Below are 19,184 nucleotides of genomic sequence, written 5' to 3'. Positions count from 1 at the left end.
CGGCAGCCTAGATCGCTCGGGTTTCGTCATCAAGAACCGGTTGCGTCCCGTCTGGCCGATGGTCAAGGATCATCTGGTGGATTTTCTGTTTTTGCAGCGGTTTGGTCAGGTAATAGTCCAGACCAGCCGATAAAATACCCTGGTCATCTCCGCTCATTGCATGTGCGGTCAGGGCAACGATCGGGACGTGCTGATTGGTTTCAACCTCGCGGCGGCGGATTTCACCTGTGGCCTGTTTACCATCCATTCCGGGCATCGAGATATCCATGAATATCAAATCCGGGTCGAATTCCAGATGGGCGGCGACCGCCTCAAGCCCGTTGCCCGCAAAGCGAAGATCAATGTTCAGATCCTTGACCATCTTGCGCAGGATCAGCTGGTTGGTCTTGTTGTCCTCAGCAGCCAGAACCCGCATGAGCCTTTGATCCTCGGCAATCGGTCTGACCTGCGCAACCGTTGGGTTTTGCGTGTCGGAACCATTCGATATCGAATCCGCTGATCGTCCCAGAGCGGTCAGACGTGCATATAATTCTGAACGAGGGATCGGCTTTTGCAACACTCCGTCAATGAGCTGGCAGGCCGGATGAGCATGAATCACGCCAGGATTGGCCGACATGACCACGACAGAGGTATCCGTCCACCCCCGGCCCTTTATCGTGGCCGCCAAATCCAGCCCGTCCATGTTCGGCAGATCGTGATCGCACAGCACCAGATCCACGGTGTCATCAAGCATAGCCAGCGCCTCGGTTCCGGTGGTACATTCGGTAACCTTGGCACCCAGCCGACCAAGTTGCTTTGACAGGATCGCTCGATTGACAGCCAGATCTTCAACCACGACCACATGGCGCAGACATCCTTCCAGATTCGGGGGGGCGGGTTGCGGACCTTCGACCGTCGGCAGCGTTATCCGAAATCCAAAACAGGACCCCTGGCCCGGCTCGCTTTCGACCCAGATGGCACCGTCCATCAATTTGATCAGTCGTTTGGTGATGGCCAGACCCAACCCGGTCCCTTCAAACTGTCGGTTTTGTTCATCCTCGACCTGATTGAATTCACCAAAGATATGCGCCGCTTTATCCTCGGCAATACCGATACCGGTATCTTCTATGGCAACATGAATATCACAGGCCTGGGCCTCCGCGCGGGGGACCCCCGTGACGCGGATCAAGACATGCCCTTCCGCCGTGAACTTGACCGCGTTGCCTACCAGATTGGTCAAGACCTGACGCACCCGGCCCGGATCACCCACGAACAGGGTTGGCAAAAACAGGTCATAGTCGAATAAAAGGCTTAAACCCTTATCACGAACACTGGGCTGCAGCAGCATCGCCACCTCAAGGATACAGCGTTCGAAATCGAACTGTTCGGGGTGCAAGACCAGCTTATCCGCCTCAATCTTCGAGTAATCCAGAACATCGTTGATGATCACCAGCAAGGCTTCACCGGAATTGCGGATCGTGTTGAGATAGAGCCGTTGTTCTTCATCCAGCGCGGTTTCGGTCATTAACTCGGTCATGCCAACAATACCGTTCATGGGCGTGCGGATTTCATGGCTCATATTGGCCAGGAATGCAGATTTCGCGCGGTTTGCAGCCTCGGCCCGTTCGCGCGCCGCGGTCAGTTCGGCCTGATGCCGGACCGAGGCGGTTATATCAAGCGCAAGGCTGACCACATCGCCACCGCCACCGCGTTGATCAATCAGCTTGATATAGAGCCCGTTCCACAGCTTGACGATTTCTGACGGCGGGTTGGACAACTTCCAACGGGCCAGCATCCTGGCGCGCCAATCATCCTGCGCCTCGTCGACGGTATCAATCAGACCCTCCTGCGTGAGGGTTTCCAGAATTCTGCCATAGCTGATACCGGGCGCTACTTCATCCAGCCCCTCAAACAGGCTGAAATATGAGGCATTTGCCCCGATCAACCGGCTCTCTTCGTCGAAGAATGCAAACCCGTCTGGGAAGGTCTGGATCGAATGCCATAGCCGCCGTTCGGCCACTTCGATCTTAGCATTGGCCAATGTCAGGTCCGATTTAACTTTTTCATTTTCATCGCGCACCGTCTCAACCTCGGCCCGCGTTTCACCAATGCGTTTAGTCAGAGCCATCGCGTGCAGGCCCAATTTCCGGTTGGCCGCTGATAGCTCGGCCTGTTTCATCTCCAGCAGACGTTCAGCGGCAAGCCGTGCGCGTCTTTCCTGTGCCAGTTTGGTTGCAAGACTCATCAAAGGTGATCCCGGTACAATCTGCCCACAGCATCCTGACAGAGCGTGAAAAAGTGTTTAAGCCGTGCCTGTTGCCACAGACCAATGGCAGGCTCAGAGACCGCAAACGTCCAAAACTGCCTGCCTCGCCGGTACCTGCCTTTTCCTACTCAACGCAAAATCTGCGGTATCTGAATGCGCTACAGGCGCTCAGATCAAAGAAATTGTGTGGGATTACACGACAAACCTGACGCAGCAAAGCCGGTTCAAACGGTGCTTTACCAAGACTGATGCTGGTGGTTGGGGCCACAATCAGCGTTGTGGTCGAATGACCTAACGTCGACCTTCACGCAGCCAACCCGCCAGAAGGAAACCACCGGCCAGCAAAAGCACCAGCCAGGGCGGTAGAACACCAGCCTGTGTTACAGAGCTGGTCTGGTAGGCATCGCGCGGGGTCAGCCCGATCCAGCCCCGCCCTGCCGCAGGCCGCCCAGCGCGGACATTGCGGATCGAAGGCAAACCGTCCTCGACCCGGATCACACCGCCGCGCAATTCGGCCAGAACCGGCTCAAGGATCTGATCAGTAGCAATCGTGCGCTCAAATTCTTTGGGGGCCGCAGGGCCCAACCCAATTACCGCCGAATGTTCACCCTCTTTCAGACGATAGAGGCCAATCTCGGGGCCGAAGATCTGAGCTTCGAACCGCCCTGGAGAAACTTCGTTCAGCGTCACCTCAAGTGTCTCGCCATTGGGCTGCGTGATGGTAACTGTTCCGACGTCATCCCCCAGGGTTTGACGGATGACGCGCATGATTTGACCATTTGCTTCGGCCCACAGAGCCTCTTCCTCAAGCTCGGGTTCTTTCATCATCCAATGTGCCAATCGCCGCAGCAGTTCAAGCTGCGGACCACCGCCGTCGAAGCCACGGCTCCAGAGCCAAGCGTGGTCAGAGGCCAGCATTGCCACGCGCCCCTCTCCGACCCGGTCCAGCACCAGCAGCGGCCGGTCATCGACGCCGGTCATCAGCGTTTCACCTGATCGGAACAGGACATCAACCTGGCGCAACCATGCACCCCAATGCTCGGAATCGCCCAGATCCGTGGTCACCGGGTGCCGGTGCCCCATATCTGTAACTGTGGGGACAAAGCGTTCTTCGATGACCCGCGCGGTGGGTTGGGCCGGAAGAATCGGCGCCAGCGGCGAGCGGAAGATACTGTCGGCACTGGCAAAATCAGGACCAGCCGCAATCAGAACCGCACCACCATCATTGATGTAATTGGTGACATTCTCCAGATAGACCGCAGGCAGAATACCGCGCCGCTTATAGCGATCAAAGATGATCAGATCGAAATCGTTGATCTTTTCCAGAAACAGTTCTCGAGTCGGAAAAGCGATCAAAGACAACTCGTCCACAGGCACACCATCCTGCTTTTCAGGCGGTCGCAGGATCGTGAAATGCACCAGATCAACCGAGCTGTCGGATTTCAGAAGGTTCCGCCAGGTCCGTCCACCTGGATGCGGTTCACCCGAAACCAGCAGCACCCGCAGACGGTCGCGCACACCGTTCATCTGAATCAGTGCGGTGTTGTTGCGGTCGGTCAACTCTCCTTCGACGCCGGGTACGGTAAACTGGATGACATTCCGCCCGCCATGGGACAGCTTGACCGGTAGCTCGACATCGACACCGATTGGAATGGTGAAATGCTCTGGCGCATTGCCATCAACCGAAATTTCCAAAGGCGCATTCGCAGCCGCAACAGGAACTGCGCCGCTATCCTCAACCCGCAACGTCAGCGTGACCGGCTCTCCGATAATGGCAAAAGCCGGTGCATTGCGGACGATCAGACGGCGGTCCCAGTCGCTGGCCCGCCCAGTCTGCAACAGGTGCATCGGTGCAGGCAGGTCAGGGGCCTGATCAACGTCATGCACGATCCCATCCGAAACCACGAGGATCCCCGCAATGCGCGCACGGGGTTCCTCGGCCAGGACTTTGTTCAGCGCAGCCATGACCTGTGTGCCCTCATCCCCATCGCTGTCAGCCACCCGGATCCGGCGCAGCTCGGTATTGTCGCGCGTGTCGATCTCGGCCGCCAGTTCGGCAGCGGCCTGTGCTGTCTGTTCCGGGCGATCGGACAGGGTCTGGCTGGCGCTTTCATCCTCGATCATCACCACGATGTCGGTCAGCGGAGTGCGATCTTCGACCTGATAAACAGGCCCCGCCATGGCCGCGATCACGACCAGGGCGGCCAACCCGCGCAAGGCCCAGCCAGACAGGCCCCGCCACAGGGCTAGAACAACGCCTGATATGGCAATCGCGGTAACGACCATCAGAACGGGCCACGGAATCAGAGGGTCAAAGATAACGGTTCCGGTCATTGTCCCAACCTGTCCAGCAGCGCAGGCACATGGACCTGATCCGATTTGTAATTCCCGGTCAGCACATGCATCACCAGATTGACGCCAAACCGATTGGCCAATTCCCGCTGCCGCTCACCGGCATATCCGCGCCCGACCGGCAACAGGGCCTGCCCGTTTCGGTCGACGGCCCAGGCTCCGGCCCAGTCATTCCCGCCGATCACTACCGGGGTCACATTGTCGTTGAGGTTGCGGAACGGCATGCCGTCGATTTGTTCCGCATCCGGCGGGGCGGCTTCGACCCAAATCTCGGTACCGGCATATCGGCCCGGGAAATCCTGCAGCAAATAGAAGGCCCGCGTCAGAACATGGTCATCCGGAACAGGCTCTAACGAAGGGATATTCAGCGGGGCGGCCAGTTGTTGCAGCTTGCGGCCATTGGGGCTGGCTGCACCGAAACGCGCCACATCCGCGTCGCGCGTGTCGAACAAGATCATGCCGCCCGAGCGGAGATAGGCATTCAGCTTGGCATAGGCTTCGTCCGAGGGTTGCGGCTGTTCCGGCGTGATCGGCCAGTACAGCAGCGGGAAAAACGCCAGCTCGTCCCGTTCCAGATCAACGCCGATGGGCTCTGCCGGTTCGACCGAAGTGCGGAAGAACAAAGTTTGCGCCAAGCCACGCATCCCGGCGCCCGCGATATCGTCAACCTGCGCGTTTCCAGTCATGACATGAGCCAGTACCAGCTCTTGCGTTGCCATCAGGGCAAAATCGGTTTCCTTGGACGTCTGTGCCTGAAGGTCAGGTGCAATCAGCAACGCACCCAGCGCCATCGCCGCGGCCCGGGCCAGCCCAAGTCGCCCCGACAACAGAAGTGACGCAATAACGTCCACCGTCAGCAAGATCAGCGCGAGGCTAAGCAAAATGCCCCCGATCGGCGTTTCGGCGCTGATTTCCTGCCCTTTGATGGGCACATCGGATGGCCAGACAGCGGGCATCAGAACCGAGTCCGCGTCCAGCACATTCAGTGCCAGCTTCTGCTTACCGCTTTCATACAGGCCGGGTCGCAGTTCTGGCCCGATAGCGCCGGCGGCAAGATCAACCCCATCGACGCCTGCTAGATTATCTGCATCCGATAAGCCTCCAAATCCGTCCATGACCTGCAGCGGTTCCCAAGTTGTGCCCTGCAACTGCGACTCCTCTCGGGATTTCGCAGCCGAGGCGACGGCCAGCCGATCCAGCATCTCGACAAACAGGCCCGAGAGGGGAAGGCTCGACCATTCGGCATCAGCGGTGACATGGAACAGCACCACCTGCCCCAGCCCCAAGGCCTTGCGCGTGACCAAAGGCGTGCCATCCGAGAGCGATGCAATCACCCGATCGGCCAAATTTGGGTCTGGTTGCGCCATGACCTGTGTGGTCACGGAAACATCCGATGGCACGCGCAGCCCGTAGAAGGGTGAGGTTTCGGGGAACGGGGCCAGACCTTTGGCCTCACCCCAGCTCATCGCGCCGCCGACCGAACGGCCACCGCTGCGCAGGCGCACCGGCAGCAAGGTATCCTCGACATCCCGCCCCAGATCGCTGGCGGCCATGCGCGGCCCGGCAAAGCGCAACAGCAGCCCGCCCTGTTCGACCCATTCGGTCACCGCCAGTTGTTCCGCTTCGGCCAATTTCGCCACATCCGCCAGAACAATCACATCCGGATTGGCGGGCAACACATCCATCAGGCCGCCCTCGACAAAATCCGCGGTCGGGACCAAAACCTGTGTCAGATAATGCAGCGGCGACAACAGCTCTAACCCTTCACGGTTCAAACTGCCCGCAAGCAAGGCCACCTCACGCCTGCGCAGGCTGTCATCGGTCAGCGTTACGGCACCCGCCGACCGCTGACCCTGAATCTCGAACCGGGTGATTCTGGCCCGTAGTTCCGAGGGCAGCGCCAGCTCCACCTGAGCAAGCGTTTCGCCTTCAGCAAAGACGATATTGGCGGATTGCAGAACCCGCATTGCGCCCGCCGGATCGCGCCCCTGTGCCAAAATGGTCAGGATGTTTTCCGGACCAGCAGTGGCGCGTTGGGCCGTCAGTTGAATGACACCATCCTGATAGGCGGCGGGCAGAATCGCATAAACAGGCGAGCCTGACTGGTACACGGTTACTTCCCCGCGCGATTGCAACGCAGCCAGAACCGTTTCCCGACCCGCAAATTCCAGACCGTCGCTGAACCAATATGTATCAAAACCACCATCAAGCTGATCCAGCATATCGAGCACCTGATCCATCTGCAGCTGAGTTGGTTGCCAGGGCATCGGAGTCACCCCCGGAAGCCGACCCCGCCACGCTTCGGCGGCCTGAAAGACTGGGGCTTCTGGCTCCGTCAAGTTGAGCAAGGCCACCGTGCGTCCGGCGCGTCCGGCCTCGGTCAGCTGCGTATCAAGCTGGTCCTGAAGCGATGGCCAGCCGCTTGCACCTGCCCAGCTGGCATCCAGCACCAACAACAGCGGCCCCGAACCCACCTGATCCCGCGAGGGATTCAAAACCGGCCCGGCCAGACCGATAATGATCGCCGCCGCCGCCAGCATTCGCAACAGCAGCAGCCACCATGGTGTCCGATCCGAAACACTCTCGTCGTCCTTCAGCCCCAGCAGCAGCGTTACGGCCGGAAACATTCGCCGGATCGGCGCAGGCGGCACAGCGCGCAGGACCAGCCACAGGATGGGCAGGGTCAACAATCCCAGCAACACCCAGGGCGCGGTAAAGCCTATCCCAGCCAAAACCGTCATACTCTGCCCCCGTCCAAAGCGCTATACAGCCATAACAGAGCCGCCTGTGCGCTGTCGCCAGTGTGGTGCAGCCCCAGTTGCCATCCCGTCACCCGACACAAGCGCATCAAGGTATCCTTTCGTTCGGCAAGGCGCGCAAGATACCGGTCACGAAGATCAGAAGCCTTTAGCGTTTCATGCCGGGCCGAGCCGCCCACGCTTTCGAAAATGGTGCGTCCACGATAGGGGAAATTCTCTTCACCGGGATCCAGCACCTGCAGGACCACCCCGCGCACGCCACGATCCGCAGCTTTGGACAGGGCCAGTTCAACCTCTTCCATCGGGCCAAGAAAATCGGAGATGAACACCGCCCGCGCATGGGGGATCATGGCGCGGTGTTCGGGTGGCGCATAGTCGGCTTGATCATCCTCGGACCAGGCCTGCGCAAGCCGGATGATCTGGGCATTGCCGCGCCGGGGCGGCAGAGTTGTGCCCGTCAGGCCCACACGCTCACCACCACGCGCCAGCAAGATCGAAGTTGCCAGGCCCAGCAACCGCGCCCGATCCGCCTTGGTGGGCAGCGAAGCGTCCGAGGCAAAGCGCATCGACGCGCCCTGATCCACCCACAGCATCACCGATTGGGCAATCTGCCACTCGCGTTCGCGCACAAATTGTTGATCGCCACGGGCCGAGCGGCGGTGGTCGATCATCCGGCGGCTGTCGCCAACCTGTGCCGGGCGGTATTGCCAGAAATCATCACCCATCCCGGATCGGCGACGCCCATGGTCACCCAGCAAGACGGTTCCGGCCAGATGTTCCGCCCGCGCCAACAGGGGCGGTAGCCGGGATGCCTCGGCCTCGGATCTTTCACGAAGAGTCAACCCGGCATTCACGCCGCAGCCTCGGTTCGGATCAGCCCAAGCGCGGTCGAGTCAATCAGATCAGCCAGGCTGTCACCGCGCGCCCGGGCCGCAAAGTTCAGCGCCATACGATGGCTGAGAACCGGGCGGGCCATCTCAAGAACATCCTCGGCATTGGGGGCCAGTCGCCCCTGTAACATGGCGTTGGCACGCACCGTCATCATCAACGCCTGCGCCGCGCGGGGGCCAGGGCCCCAGGCCACGGTTTCGGCCACACGATCGGACACGCCTGCCTCGCCGGGGCGGAACGCGCGGACCAGATCCAGTATCAATTCGACCACCGACTCGCCGACCGGCATCCGGCGCAACAAAAGCTGCGCCGCCAGCAATTCCTCTTTGGTGAAAATCTGATGAGCGTCGTCTTCTTCGACACCGGTCGTGGCCAGTAGGATATCCCGCTCGGTCTGACGATCCGGGTATTCGACGTCAATCTGCACCAAAAAGCGGTCCAACTGCGCCTCGGGCAGCGGATAGGTGCCTTCTTGTTCAATCGGGTTCTGCGTGGCCAGTACGTGAAACGGCTCATCCAGCGCACGATTCTCGCCCGCGACGGTGACGGTGCGTTCCTGCATCGCTTGCAGCAAGGCCGACTGTGTGCGCGGGCTGGCGCGGTTGATCTCATCCGCCATCAGCAATTCACAGAAGATTGGGCCGGGAATGAACCGGAAGTGGCGACTGCCATCCTCGGCCGTATCCAGAACCTCGGACCCCAGAATATCAGCTGGCATCAGATCCGGCGTGAACTGGATACGGTTGCCATGCAGGCCCATCACGGTCGACAAAGTCTCAACCAGCCGGGTCTTGCCCAGCCCTGGCAATCCGATCAGCAATGCGTGCCCGCCGCATAACAGCGCGGCCAGCGTCAGATCCACGACCCGCTCTTGCCCGATAAAGCGTCGGGTGATCGAGGCCTTGGCCTCTTGCAGTTTAGTTTCCAGCGCTTCGATCTCGGATACGAGGTCGGCAGGTTCGCTCATGACTTTCCCTTCCGTGGACGAGTATGGTTGAAGTGTATCGCGCGAAAAGGAAATGGCAAAAGTAATGAGCGGACAAATCCCTGTGACACCTTCTCCTGATGGCATTGCGGCATCAGTCAAAGCCGCGAAAACACGGGATTTACCCCCTGTTCACCTGTGGAATCCCCCGTTTTGTGGCGATCTGGACATCAAGATCGCAAAAGATGGTTCTTGGAGTTATTTAGGCTCGCCCATCAACAGGTTCGAGCTTGTGAAGCTTTTTTCCTCAATTCTTAAGAAAGAAGAAGGCAAATATTACCTGGTGACCCCGGTCGAAAAGGTGGGAATCACGGTTGAGGATGTCCCGTTCGTCGCTGTCGACTTTGATGCCACGGGCTCAGGCGCGGCGCAGATTTTGACTTTCAGCACCCATGTGGGTGACACGGCCAAGGCCGGACCGGATCACCCGATCCGTGTTGAGTTTGATCCGAAGACCCAGGAACCCTCGCCCTATATCCTGATCCGCGCAAATCTAGAGGCGCGCATTGACCGCAAAAGCTTTTACCGACTGGTCGAGATCGGCACCGATCATGAAGACTGGTTCGGGGTGTGGTCGGGAGGTCAGTTCTTTCCGCTGATCCGCTCAGCCGATCTGGGCTGAGCGCGGCCTGCGATCCTGCGCCAGAACAACGGCGACCGCCACGATGCCCGCGCCCAGTGCGCGGGTTGAATTCCACTCATCCCCCAGCACAATCATGATCAGCATCACGTAAAATGGCGCGATGTTCATATGGAATGAGGCCAGCGCCACGCCCAGCTTTCCAACCGAAGCAACGAACAGGATCTGGCTCAGCCCCAGCGAAATCAGCGCGTAAATCCCCAGCATCCCGATCTGCTGCCCGTCAATCGCAACCTTAGGCACCACATCCATACCCAGCAGCCCAGCGGCAAAGCACAAGATCACGGCCATGGCAAAGCCCCCGATCAACGTGATCGTCGCGCGCCCGGTCTGGCTGAGTTCGGGAAAATCGCGCGCTGTGGTCATGCTGCCCCAGCTGAAAAAGACGACCGACACGACCGCGCATAAGGCCCCAAGGCCCAGCTGCGCCGGGGCGACGGCGCTGGTGGCGATCAGCCCGCCGATAATTGAAACCAGAACGCCTAGGCCAAAATTCCAGCTCAGCCGACGTGTGCCCGCCTTAAGCTCCAGCAGGGTTGCGATTAGTGGCGCGCAAGAGGCGATGATGACGACGGTTACCGGATCGGTCAGCTTTTGCGCCAGGATCAGCAGGAACATCGGGCAGCCAAAGCCAAACGCTCCGACAATCATCGCCCATCCCCATCTGGCCCTTAGAATACGGCTGGGACCGTCCAGCATCAGCCAGATCGGCAGCAGCACCAGAACCGCCAGACCCAGACGTGCCGCAAGCAAGCCCACCGGCGACCAGCTTTGCAACAAGACCTCCGCCGCCGGAAAACCTGCGGCCCATGCCAGCATCGAGGCAACCGCCAACCCGTTGCCAGACAACGCGGAGTTGCGGTCGGCAGACATAGAAATAGCGGTCCCGCGCACGGGGTCAGGGCTCAGTGCCATGGGTCATACCTCTGGTCAAAGCGACGCCAGAAATGATTCGCCGCATTGTCCCGAACGTCACTGAATTAAACTGGGTGATCTGGCCGATTTTCGACAATCTGTCGTTTTCAGTCCCTTTCGCTGAAATCACCCGACCGATATGGTCCGGCGAACAGACACGCAAAGGCCATCCATGCCCAAATTCGCTGCAAATATCTCATTGCTCTTTACCGAACTGCCCTATCTCGACAGGTTTCAAGCTGCCGCGCAGGCCGGGTTCAAGGCTGTTGAGGTTCTGTTTCCCTATGATCTGGCTTCCAAGGAAACCCGCCGTGCTCTGCTGGCTAACGGGCTCGACCTGGTGCTGATCAACGCGCCGCCACCCAACTACACCGACGGAACTCCCGGATATGCCGCCGTTCCGGGCGGTGAGGCGCGGTTCCAGTCCGACATCCGCCGTGTTCTACGCTATGCTCAGGCGCTGCGGCCCGAGAAAATCCACATCATGTCGGGATATGCGACGGGTTCGGCTGCCATGGATTGTTTTGTGCAGAACCTGCAATGGGCAGCGGACCACGCGCCCCAGCAACCCTTCACGATCGAGCCGCTCAACCCAGTATCGCAGCCCGACTATTTCCTGAATTCCTACGATCTGGTGGCCGAGGTTCTGGATCGCGTCGACCGACCCAATGTCGGCCTGCAATATGACAGCTTCCACGCCCAGATGATCCATGGCAACGCGCTGCAAGTCTGGAAGGATTACCAAGACCGCATCGTACACGCCCAGATCGGAGCGGCCCCGGATCGCTCAGAGCCCGGTCGAGGTGAGATGAATTTTGCCGAGTTGTTCCGAGCGATTGATGACAGCGGCTACACCGGCTGGGTCAGTGCCGAATATCAGCCCTCGATCCAACGTACCGTCGAGACGCTCGGCTGGATGCACCTTTAATTGTCCGCTGGCACTGGTATTACCCGGAAAAATGTCGCCGATCAGTGCCACTCACACCAAGGATGTCCGGATGATCCCTGCCCGCTATGCCCGCGCCCTGTTCAGCCTGATCATGTCAGGCATGATGTCCTGCATCGTCACCGGTATCGCCACGGCCAAGGCCGTCGGCTTCGGTCCTGCGACGCTGGGCGACTGGATGGGCTCATGGGTTTTCTCCTGGCCCATCGCGTTCACAGTTATCCTACTGCTGGGCCCCAGCGTGCAACGGATGGTCAACCGCATGGTCAGACCGCAGGGCTGATCCGCCGCGAAGAGGGCCCGCAGGGCTTGATGAACGGCGGCGCTAGTGCGCCTCGGCCCAATTCGCGCCCTGTCCCGCATCAACGCTGAGTTTCACATCCAGTTTCACCGCTGGGTCCGAGGCCCCCTCCATCACGTCGCGCGCCGCGTCGATCAGCGGGTCAACGGCGTCCTCGGATACTTCGAACAGCAATTCGTCATGCACTTGCAGCAACATTTTCGCAGGCAACCCATGGATCGCATCCGGCATCCGCACCATGGCGCGTCGGATCACGTCGGCCGCGGTGCCTTGAATCGGAGCGTTGATCGCTGCCCGACGCGAAAATCCCGCATGCGGCCCCTTGGCATTGATTTCGGGCGTATGGATTTTGCGCCCGAATAGGGTCTGCACATAGCCATTCTCTTTGGCAAAGGCGACGGTGTCGTCCATATAGGTCCGAATGCCGGGGAAGCGTTCGAAATAGCGGTCGATGAAGCCCTGCGCCTCGGCCCGTGGAATACGCAGGTTGCGCGCCAGACCAAAACCCGAGATGCCATAGATCACACCAAAGTTGATCGCCTTGGCCTGACGGCGAATATCCGGCGTCATCTCATCCAGCGGCACGTCGAACATTTCCGACGCGGTCATGGCGTGAATGTCCAACCCATCGGTAAACGCCTGTTTCAAGGCCGGAATATCGGCAATATGCGCCAGAATGCGCAGCTCGATCTGGCTATAGTCGAGGCTGACCAGCACATTTCCGGGCTCGGCAATGAACGCCTCGCGGATGCGGCGGCCTTCTTCGGTGCGCACGGGGATGTTCTGCAGGTTCGGATCGGTCGAGGCCAAACGACCGGTGTTCGCCCCGGTGATCGAATAGGATGTATGTACCCGGCCCGTATCGGGGTTGATATGGGTCTGCAGCGCGTCCGTATAGGTCGATTTCAGTTTCGATAGCTGCCGCCAATCCAGCACCCGACGCGGCAATTCATGCTCGGTCGCCAGATCCTCAAGGATATCGGCCCCGGTTGAATATTTACCGGTCTTGCCCTTCTTGCCGCCTTCCAGACTCATCTTGTCGAACAGAATCTCGCCCAGCTGAGCGGGCGAGCCGACATTGAAGCTTTCACCAGCCAATTCGTGGATTTCAGCCTCTAACCCGGCCATTTTCTGGGCAAACGCGTTGGACATGCGGCTGAGGACATCGCGGTCAACCTTGATGCCATGCATCTCCATTTCGGCCAGAACCGGCACCAGAGGGCGCTCCAGCGTTTCATAGACGGTCGTTACCTGAACCTGATGCAGATGAGGTTTGAACAGTTTCCACAGCCGCAGGGTGATATCAGCGTCCTCGGCGGCATAGGCCGTGGCCTCGTCAATCGGAACCTTGTCGAAGGTGATCGCGGATTTGCCGGATCCCAGCAGCGGTTTGATCGGAATCGGCGTGTGGTTCAGATAACGCTCGGACAGGGTGTCCATGCCATGCCCATGCTCGCCGCCATGCATCGCATAGGACATCAACATCGTGTCATCAATCGGCGCCACATCCACGCCATAGCGGGCAAAAATCTTGGCATCGTATTTCATGTTTTGCCCGATCTTGAGGATCGACGGGTCCTCTAACATCGGTTTTATCAGTGTTAGAGCCTGTTCAATCGGCATTTGCCCCTCGGCCAGAGCGTCCGAGCCGAACAGATCGTCGGTGGCGCTTTGACGATGGATCAATGGGATATAGCAGGCCTCGCCCGCCTCAATGCAGAGCGAAATGCCGACCAGATCTGCGATCATCTCGTTCAGCCCAGTGGTCTCGGTGTCCACTGCAACCCAGCCACGCTCATATGCCTGGTCTATCCATTTCTGCAAAGCCCCCGCGTCGCGGACGCATTCATACTTCGACGCGTCGAATGGAATGTCTTCAGCCTCGGCCACATCTGCAACGGGCGCAGGCGCGTCTGCAATCACCGGTGCCTCGGCCCCCAGCTTGTCCGCTATGCGCTTGGTGAGGGTGCGGAACTCCATCTCAGCAAGAAAGCCCAGCAGAGTGTCCGGTTCAGGGTCTTGCACCTCAAGATCGTCTAAGGTGAAATCCAGCGGCGTATTCTCATCCAACTGCACCAGTCTTTTCGACAGCTCAATCTGGGCGCGTTTGTCGATCAGGGTCTGGCGGCGTTTGGGTTGTTTGATCTCTTCGGCGCGGTCCAGCAGGGTTTCCAGATCCCCAAATTCATTGATCAAAAGCGCCGCCGTCTTGATCCCAATGCCCGGAGCCCCCGGCACATTGTCCACGCTGTCCCCGGCCAGCGCCTGCACGTCCACCACACGTTCAGGCCCGACGCCGAATTTCTCGAACACGCCATCGCGGTCGATGCGTTTGTTCTTCATCGCATCCAGCATTTCGACCCCATCGCCGACCAGCTGCATCAGGTCCTTGTCGGAACTGACGATCGTGACGCGACCACCCGCCTCACGCGCCTGTATGGCAAGGGTGGCAATGATGTCGTCGGCCTCATAGCCCTCAAGCTCTTTGCAGGCGATATTGAAGGCGCGGGTCGCCTCGCGGGTCAGGGGCATCTGAGGGCGCAGATCCTCGGGCATGGCCTCGCGATTGGCCTTGTAAAGGTCATACATATCGTTGCGGAACGTATGAGAGCCCTTGTCGAAGATCACCGCCACATGGGTCGGCGCGTCTGGCCCGGTGTTTCCTTCGACATATTTCTGCAGCATGTTGCAAAAGCCCGACACGGCCCCAATCGGCAACCCATCCGACTTCCGCGTCAGCGGCGGCAGCGCGTGATAGGCCCTGAAGATAAAGGCCGATCCGTCAATAAGATGAAGGTGACACCCTTTTCCGAAATTGCTCATGCGCGCGCTCCCTGTCGGTCAGGGATGGTTCTGCCACAGGGGCGCACGGGTGACCAGTACAGAAGGTGAACTATCCGCCGAACAGGCCGCCAAATACATCCGAAAAGCTGTTGAGCAGCGCCATGATGACCAGCACACCGAGGAAAGCGAAAAACGCAAAAGCAAAGAACTGAAACAGGATTGCGCCGATGCCGATTGCGATACCCGCAATGGCCGGGCGCAGTTTTTCGTGGCGCAGAATGCCTATGGCCGACAGGATGACGGCCAATCCTCCCAAAAGGGCTACGCCGATCTGCAGAAAGTCGTCCAGATCACGGACCCGGGCCACCGGCTCGGGTTGGTCCAGCCCGGCGGCCGAGCGCAGGGTGGATTTTCCAAGCTCGGCTGCAAGCTCTCCCAAAGACACGCCAGTCGATTGTTGCGGTGCGAATGGCCCGGCCCAGAACAGGAACAGGGCGCCCAACAGGGCCATCGCGGAAACACTAAAACCAATCCATCCGAAGACCGGTTGGTTGGTATTTTGGATACTGGCGTCCATCAACACACTTCCTCCATTGAGCCGGCGCAAAGCTATCGTCAGAACACGACATTAGTTGGGCAAGTTAGACTTTGCCGGATTGGTTTATCAAGCGGGACAAAGTGATCGAGTAAGGCAATGGCACCCAAGTGCCGAAGTCTTCATTCGCAGCCCACAGCACCTCACCGGCCCAGACATTGCAGGTTCGCAGCGCGTTGAAACGCCCTCTGACCTTAAGAACTGATTGTGGTTGGAAAAACCCGGCACCCAGGAGGCCTGTAGATCGGCCCGCTGACCAGGCGATTTCGATCGTATCATCGCCCTGCGCCCGATTTCCCGATCCGGTTAGAAGCATTCCAATAGCGGCGGCCAGAAAATAGCCAACAGCTCCAATGATCAGGCAGAGGCCAAACCTGCCCGCGGCTTTGCACAATCAGGCGCTGGCCTCGTGCCCTTTTAAGACAAATTTGCAGTCGCAATAGGGGCACTCGACCCAGCCGGTGTCTTCGGGGATCTGTAACCAAACACGTGGGTGGCCCAATGCACCTTCGCCGCCATCACAGGCGACACGAGAGGTTTCGACGATCTTGGTTTCCGGCGCTTCGATTGTCACGGCTGGCGATCCTTCACTGGTTGTCGGCCTCGCGGGCATGCATTAGGTGCGTTTATGAGCGATGAGCAAACCGGGGGCAAGAGCCACATGGACAATGCGGCAATCAGGATCGAAGGGCTGCGCAAGACCTATCGCGGCAGCAAGGGCCAGCCCGAAAAGCAGGCGCTGAAGGGCATCGACCTGACAATCCCGCGCGGTTCTGTCTTTGGATTGCTGGGGCCGAATGGGGCCGGGAAATCGACCCTGATCAACATTCTGGCCGGGTTGGTGGTGAAATCGGCTGGCCATGTGTCGATCTGGGGTCATGACCAAGACCGCAACCCGCGCCAATCTCGCGCTGCCATCGGCGTTATGCCGCAAGAGCTGAACCTGGACCCGTTCTTTACCCCGCGCGGTGCTTTGGAGGTTCAGGCTGGCCTATATGGTGTACCAAAGGCGCAGCGGCGCAGTGATGAAATCCTCGAACTGGTTGGCCTCAGCGACAAGGCCGAGGCCTATGCCCGCACCCTGTCCGGCGGGATGCGGCGCCGGTTGCTGTTGGCCAAGGCTTTGGTGCATAACCCCAAAGTGCTGGTTCTGGACGAACCCACAGCGGGCGTGGATATCGAGCTGCGCCAAATGCTCTGGGCCAACGTGCACAAGCTGAACCAGCAGGGCATGACCATCATCCTGACGACGCATTACCTGGAAGAAGCACAGGAGATGTGCGACCAGATCGCCATCATCAATCATGGCGAAAAGATCGCACAGGACAGCACGGCAGACCTGCTGAGCCGCATGGATGGCCGGACGATGGTAATTATTCCGGATGGCCCCGTCACTGAACTGCCTGCGACCGAGGGAGTCGAGGCCACACTGCGCGACGATGGCAGCTTGGTGCTGCGCTATCGCAGTGCCCAGACCAGTGCCGAACAGGTTCTGGAATCCGTCAGGGCCGTGGGCATCCGTATCCGGGACGTTCGCACCGAAGAAGCGGATCTTGAGGATGTGTTCCTGGCCCTGACCTCGACCCGGGCGGGCGATGTCCCGGCAGCTGATCTTGATCAGCCGCGCCGGGGATTGCACCGGGTTAAGCTTTAGGCGCGGTCGATCCGCGCGTGATAGCAGTTATTCGACGCGGATCTGATGTGGATATAGGCGACATCCGCGCGGGCAAAGATATCCCCGGCAGCGTTTTGCAATTCCGCCTGCGGCGTAATGATCCCGGTGCCGTAAACAATCCTGTCGTCCGATCCGTACCCTTTAATCAGATAATTGGGTGAGGCGGTCAGCGCCTCGGGCAGGTTGGTGAGATCCTCATAGCGCTGACAATGCTCTACACAAAGGTAAATCGGCCCGGTTTCAGCAAAAGGTTGTGTCGCTGGAAAGGGCCGGTGGGCCAGCACCAGCATTTCCTTTCCCTTGGGAATATAGGTCAGGCAATGACGGCAGGGGTTTCCTTCCCCGTTCGATATCGCCCGTTCGGGCGGGTTGCCATAACCATCAGGCGCGCCTTGGCGATAGGCCTGAACCTGCGCGGTGGGCAGGGCAGATATTTTGTGCATGTTAGGTCTCCTTCTTTGTACAAAAGATGCCTGACCCGGCGAGGGGAACCGACCCGTTTCCTGCGCAAACGCTTCTTTGAGACAGCGCGACATATAGGCGCCGTGGCTTGACAGCACGGGCTACAATCCGATCTGAACGGGACGCAATTCAGTTTCGGAACGCCCATGTCCAAACCTACCTCTCCTGCCCGCCCAGGAATTCCTCCGAGGTTTCCCGCCACCGCTGAACAGATCATGTCGCAGGTGAGCGCATTCTACGCCCGCGTCCGGCAGGACGAGGCACTGGCGCCGGTCTTTGCAAACCATGTCAGCGACTGGCCCCCGCATGAGAACAAGATCGCCGCGTTCTGGCGCAACGCCATTCTGTATGAGCGTTGTTATGACGGAAATCCGCAGCGTATTCACATCGAAAGGCCCGATATCAGGCCCGAATTGTTCGATCATTGGCTGGACCTGTTCGAGGAGGTGGCCCATAGCACCCTGCCTCCCGAGACCGCGCTGCCCTGGGTGGCGCTGGCCCGGCGCATCGGCGTAGGGATGAAAGTGGGTGTACAATCCGCGCGCCAGCCAAAGGACGCGCCACCGATCCTGCGATGATCTCAGATCATGGCCGGTAGTCATGTTAGCGGTAAAATAAGGGCTATCAGACTCTGAAAAATGGGTTTATGCAACGGATGAACCCACCATTCCGCTGCCCAAGGCCAGACCGATGAGCACTCAAAACACCACCCTCCGGGGACTTGGCTATGCGTTTCTGGGCTTTGCTGTCTTTGCCAGCCACGATGCTCTGATCAAGGTGCTGGGCGGAACCTATTCGGTGATGCAAATCATCTTTTTCGCCACGCTGTTTTCCTTTGTGCCGATGGCCGTGACAATCCTGACAGACCGCTCTACCGGCAACTTCCTTCCGCACCATCCCTGGCTGGTCCTGCTGCGGTCGGGGTTGATGGTCACAGGCATGTCCTGCGCATTTTATTCCTTTTCGGTCCTGCCTTTGGCCGAGGTATATTCACTCCTGTTCTCTTTCCCGCTGATCGTCACGGTCCTGTCGATCCCCATATTGGGCGAGGTGGTCCGCGCCCAGCGTTGGGCCGCGGTTGGCGTGGGCCTGATCGGCGTGTTGATCGTTCTGCGCCCGGGTACCACGGACATCACGCTAGGCCATCTGGCGGCGCTGACGGCCGCGTTCTGCAGCGCTTTCGCGTCAGTTCTGGTCCGTAAGATCGGCAATGAGGAACGCTCGGCCGTTCTGATCCTTTATCCGATGCTGCTGGCCATAGTGGTCATGAGCATCGCGCAACCGGCCGTTTATCAGCCTCCGTCCCTGTTGCATCTGGCCATGATGGCACTGGTCGGAGTGTTTTCTGTCATTGCCCAACACCTGATTATTCTGGCTTATCGTGCCGCGCCAGCGGGGGTCATCGCCCCCAGCCAATACAGCCAGATCATCTGGGCCACGATCTTTGGCATGGCGTTTTTCGGCGAAAAGCCAGACGGCTGGGTCGCCGTGGGGGCCAGTGTGATCATTGCCTCGGGCGTCTTCGTCGTCTGGCGCGAGAGCCGGTCGAACACCACCTCGACCAATACCCCGGTTTTAAGGGTCCGCTCACCCCGATCGGATACAGGGGCGACGCGGCCGGGGGAATGAAGGTA

Annotated in this window: 17 protein-coding genes; 6 read left to right on the top strand and 11 right to left on the bottom strand. The window is 59.3% G+C overall.

The window, feature by feature from the left end; genetic code table 11:
* Positions 1–7: 7 nt before the first annotated feature.
* The 5 genes from AC2FFF_RS12965 to AC2FFF_RS12945 form a co-directional block, all read right to left on the bottom strand.
* The gene (locus AC2FFF_RS12965; protein WP_496882965.1) at positions 8–2,224 is read right to left on the bottom strand and encodes a response regulator; all 2,217 of its coding nucleotides are present in this window, start codon (positions 2,222–2,224) and stop codon (positions 8–10) included.
* Between the two features lie 312 nt (positions 2,225–2,536).
* Complete coding sequence (locus tag AC2FFF_RS12960; RefSeq protein ID WP_496882964.1) at positions 2,537–4,579, bottom strand: hypothetical protein; 2,043 nt, start codon at positions 4,577–4,579, stop codon at positions 2,537–2,539.
* Positions 4,576–7,338, bottom strand: a complete 2,763-nt coding sequence (locus AC2FFF_RS12955; protein ID WP_142638557.1) for a DUF4159 domain-containing protein — start codon at positions 7,336–7,338, stop codon at positions 4,576–4,578. The genes AC2FFF_RS12960 and AC2FFF_RS12955 overlap by 4 nt, the downstream gene beginning before the upstream one ends.
* The gene (locus AC2FFF_RS12950; RefSeq protein ID WP_142638555.1) at positions 7,335–8,210 is read right to left on the bottom strand and encodes a DUF58 domain-containing protein; all 876 of its coding nucleotides are present in this window, start codon (positions 8,208–8,210) and stop codon (positions 7,335–7,337) included. Before AC2FFF_RS12950 ends, AC2FFF_RS12955 begins: the two co-directional genes overlap by 4 nt.
* The gene (locus AC2FFF_RS12945; RefSeq protein WP_142638553.1) at positions 8,207–9,214 is read right to left on the bottom strand and encodes an AAA family ATPase; all 1,008 of its coding nucleotides are present in this window, start codon (positions 9,212–9,214) and stop codon (positions 8,207–8,209) included. The genes AC2FFF_RS12950 and AC2FFF_RS12945 overlap by 4 nt, the downstream gene beginning before the upstream one ends.
* Positions 9,215–9,278: 64 nt before the next feature.
* Here AC2FFF_RS12945 and AC2FFF_RS12940 point away from each other — a divergent pair, with 64 nt between their 5' ends.
* Positions 9,279–9,854 carry a DUF1285 domain-containing protein gene (locus tag AC2FFF_RS12940; protein ID WP_281973328.1) on the top strand — a complete coding sequence of 192 codons (576 nt, stop codon included), beginning with the start codon at positions 9,279–9,281 and terminating at the stop codon, positions 9,852–9,854.
* Here the strand turns inward: AC2FFF_RS12940 and AC2FFF_RS12935 are convergent.
* Positions 9,837–10,787 (bottom strand): DMT family transporter, encoded by a 951-nt coding sequence (locus tag AC2FFF_RS12935; RefSeq protein WP_496882963.1) that lies wholly within the window; start codon positions 10,785–10,787, stop codon positions 9,837–9,839. The genes AC2FFF_RS12940 and AC2FFF_RS12935 overlap by 18 nt on opposite strands.
* Positions 10,788–10,959: 172 nt before the next feature.
* Here AC2FFF_RS12935 and AC2FFF_RS12930 point away from each other — a divergent pair, with 172 nt between their 5' ends.
* Together AC2FFF_RS12930 and AC2FFF_RS12925 are read left to right on the top strand one after the other, a co-directional pair.
* Positions 10,960–11,715 carry a hydroxypyruvate isomerase family protein gene (locus tag AC2FFF_RS12930; RefSeq protein ID WP_496678454.1) on the top strand — a complete coding sequence of 252 codons (756 nt, stop codon included), beginning with the start codon at positions 10,960–10,962 and terminating at the stop codon, positions 11,713–11,715.
* A gap of 31 nt (positions 11,716–11,746) precedes the next feature.
* Positions 11,747–12,016, top strand: coding sequence for a DUF2798 domain-containing protein (locus AC2FFF_RS12925; protein WP_334223323.1), 270 nt, complete (start codon positions 11,747–11,749; stop codon positions 12,014–12,016).
* A 42-nt stretch (positions 12,017–12,058) separates the two neighbouring features.
* On the opposite strand, the gene polA is transcribed toward AC2FFF_RS12925, so the two are convergent.
* From polA to AC2FFF_RS12905, 4 genes are all read right to left on the bottom strand, one after another.
* Positions 12,059–14,857: a DNA polymerase I gene (gene polA, locus AC2FFF_RS12920; protein ID WP_271951817.1), complete on the bottom strand. Its 2,799-nt coding sequence runs from the start codon at positions 14,855–14,857 to the stop codon at positions 12,059–12,061.
* Positions 14,858–14,927: 70 nt separating this feature from the next.
* Complete coding sequence (locus AC2FFF_RS12915) at positions 14,928–15,395, bottom strand: hypothetical protein (RefSeq protein WP_281973333.1); 468 nt, start codon at positions 15,393–15,395, stop codon at positions 14,928–14,930.
* 64 nt (positions 15,396–15,459) lie between these two features.
* On the bottom strand, positions 15,460–15,807 hold the full coding sequence (locus AC2FFF_RS12910) for a DUF2459 domain-containing protein (protein WP_281973334.1): 348 nt from the start codon (positions 15,805–15,807) through the stop codon (positions 15,460–15,462).
* Positions 15,808–15,987 (bottom strand): zinc-finger domain-containing protein, encoded by a 180-nt coding sequence (locus AC2FFF_RS12905; RefSeq protein WP_142638543.1) that lies wholly within the window; start codon positions 15,985–15,987, stop codon positions 15,808–15,810.
* 87 nt (positions 15,988–16,074) lie between these two features.
* On the opposite strand from AC2FFF_RS12905, the gene AC2FFF_RS12900 reads away from it, so the two are divergent.
* A complete protein-coding gene (locus AC2FFF_RS12900; RefSeq protein WP_496750938.1) occupies positions 16,075–17,067 on the top strand; it encodes an ABC transporter ATP-binding protein in 993 nt (330 codons plus the stop codon).
* Here the strand turns inward: AC2FFF_RS12900 and AC2FFF_RS12895 are convergent.
* Positions 17,064–17,531, bottom strand: a complete 468-nt coding sequence (locus AC2FFF_RS12895; protein WP_142638541.1) for a DUF1203 domain-containing protein — start codon at positions 17,529–17,531, stop codon at positions 17,064–17,066. The genes AC2FFF_RS12900 and AC2FFF_RS12895 overlap by 4 nt on opposite strands.
* Before the next feature lie 165 nt (positions 17,532–17,696).
* Here AC2FFF_RS12895 and AC2FFF_RS12890 point away from each other — a divergent pair, with 165 nt between their 5' ends.
* Complete coding sequence (locus AC2FFF_RS12890; RefSeq protein WP_281973335.1) at positions 17,697–18,128, top strand: group III truncated hemoglobin; 432 nt, start codon at positions 17,697–17,699, stop codon at positions 18,126–18,128.
* Between the two features lie 112 nt (positions 18,129–18,240).
* Positions 18,241–19,179 carry a DMT family transporter gene (locus AC2FFF_RS12885; protein ID WP_281973336.1) on the top strand — a complete coding sequence of 313 codons (939 nt, stop codon included), beginning with the start codon at positions 18,241–18,243 and terminating at the stop codon, positions 19,177–19,179.
* Positions 19,180–19,184: the final 5 nt, after the last annotated feature.

The organism is Ruegeria sp. YTSA226 (genome assembly GCF_059609905.1).
The sequence above is the reverse complement of the archived record's forward strand: the minus strand, read 5'-3'. Positions and strand labels throughout refer to the sequence as shown.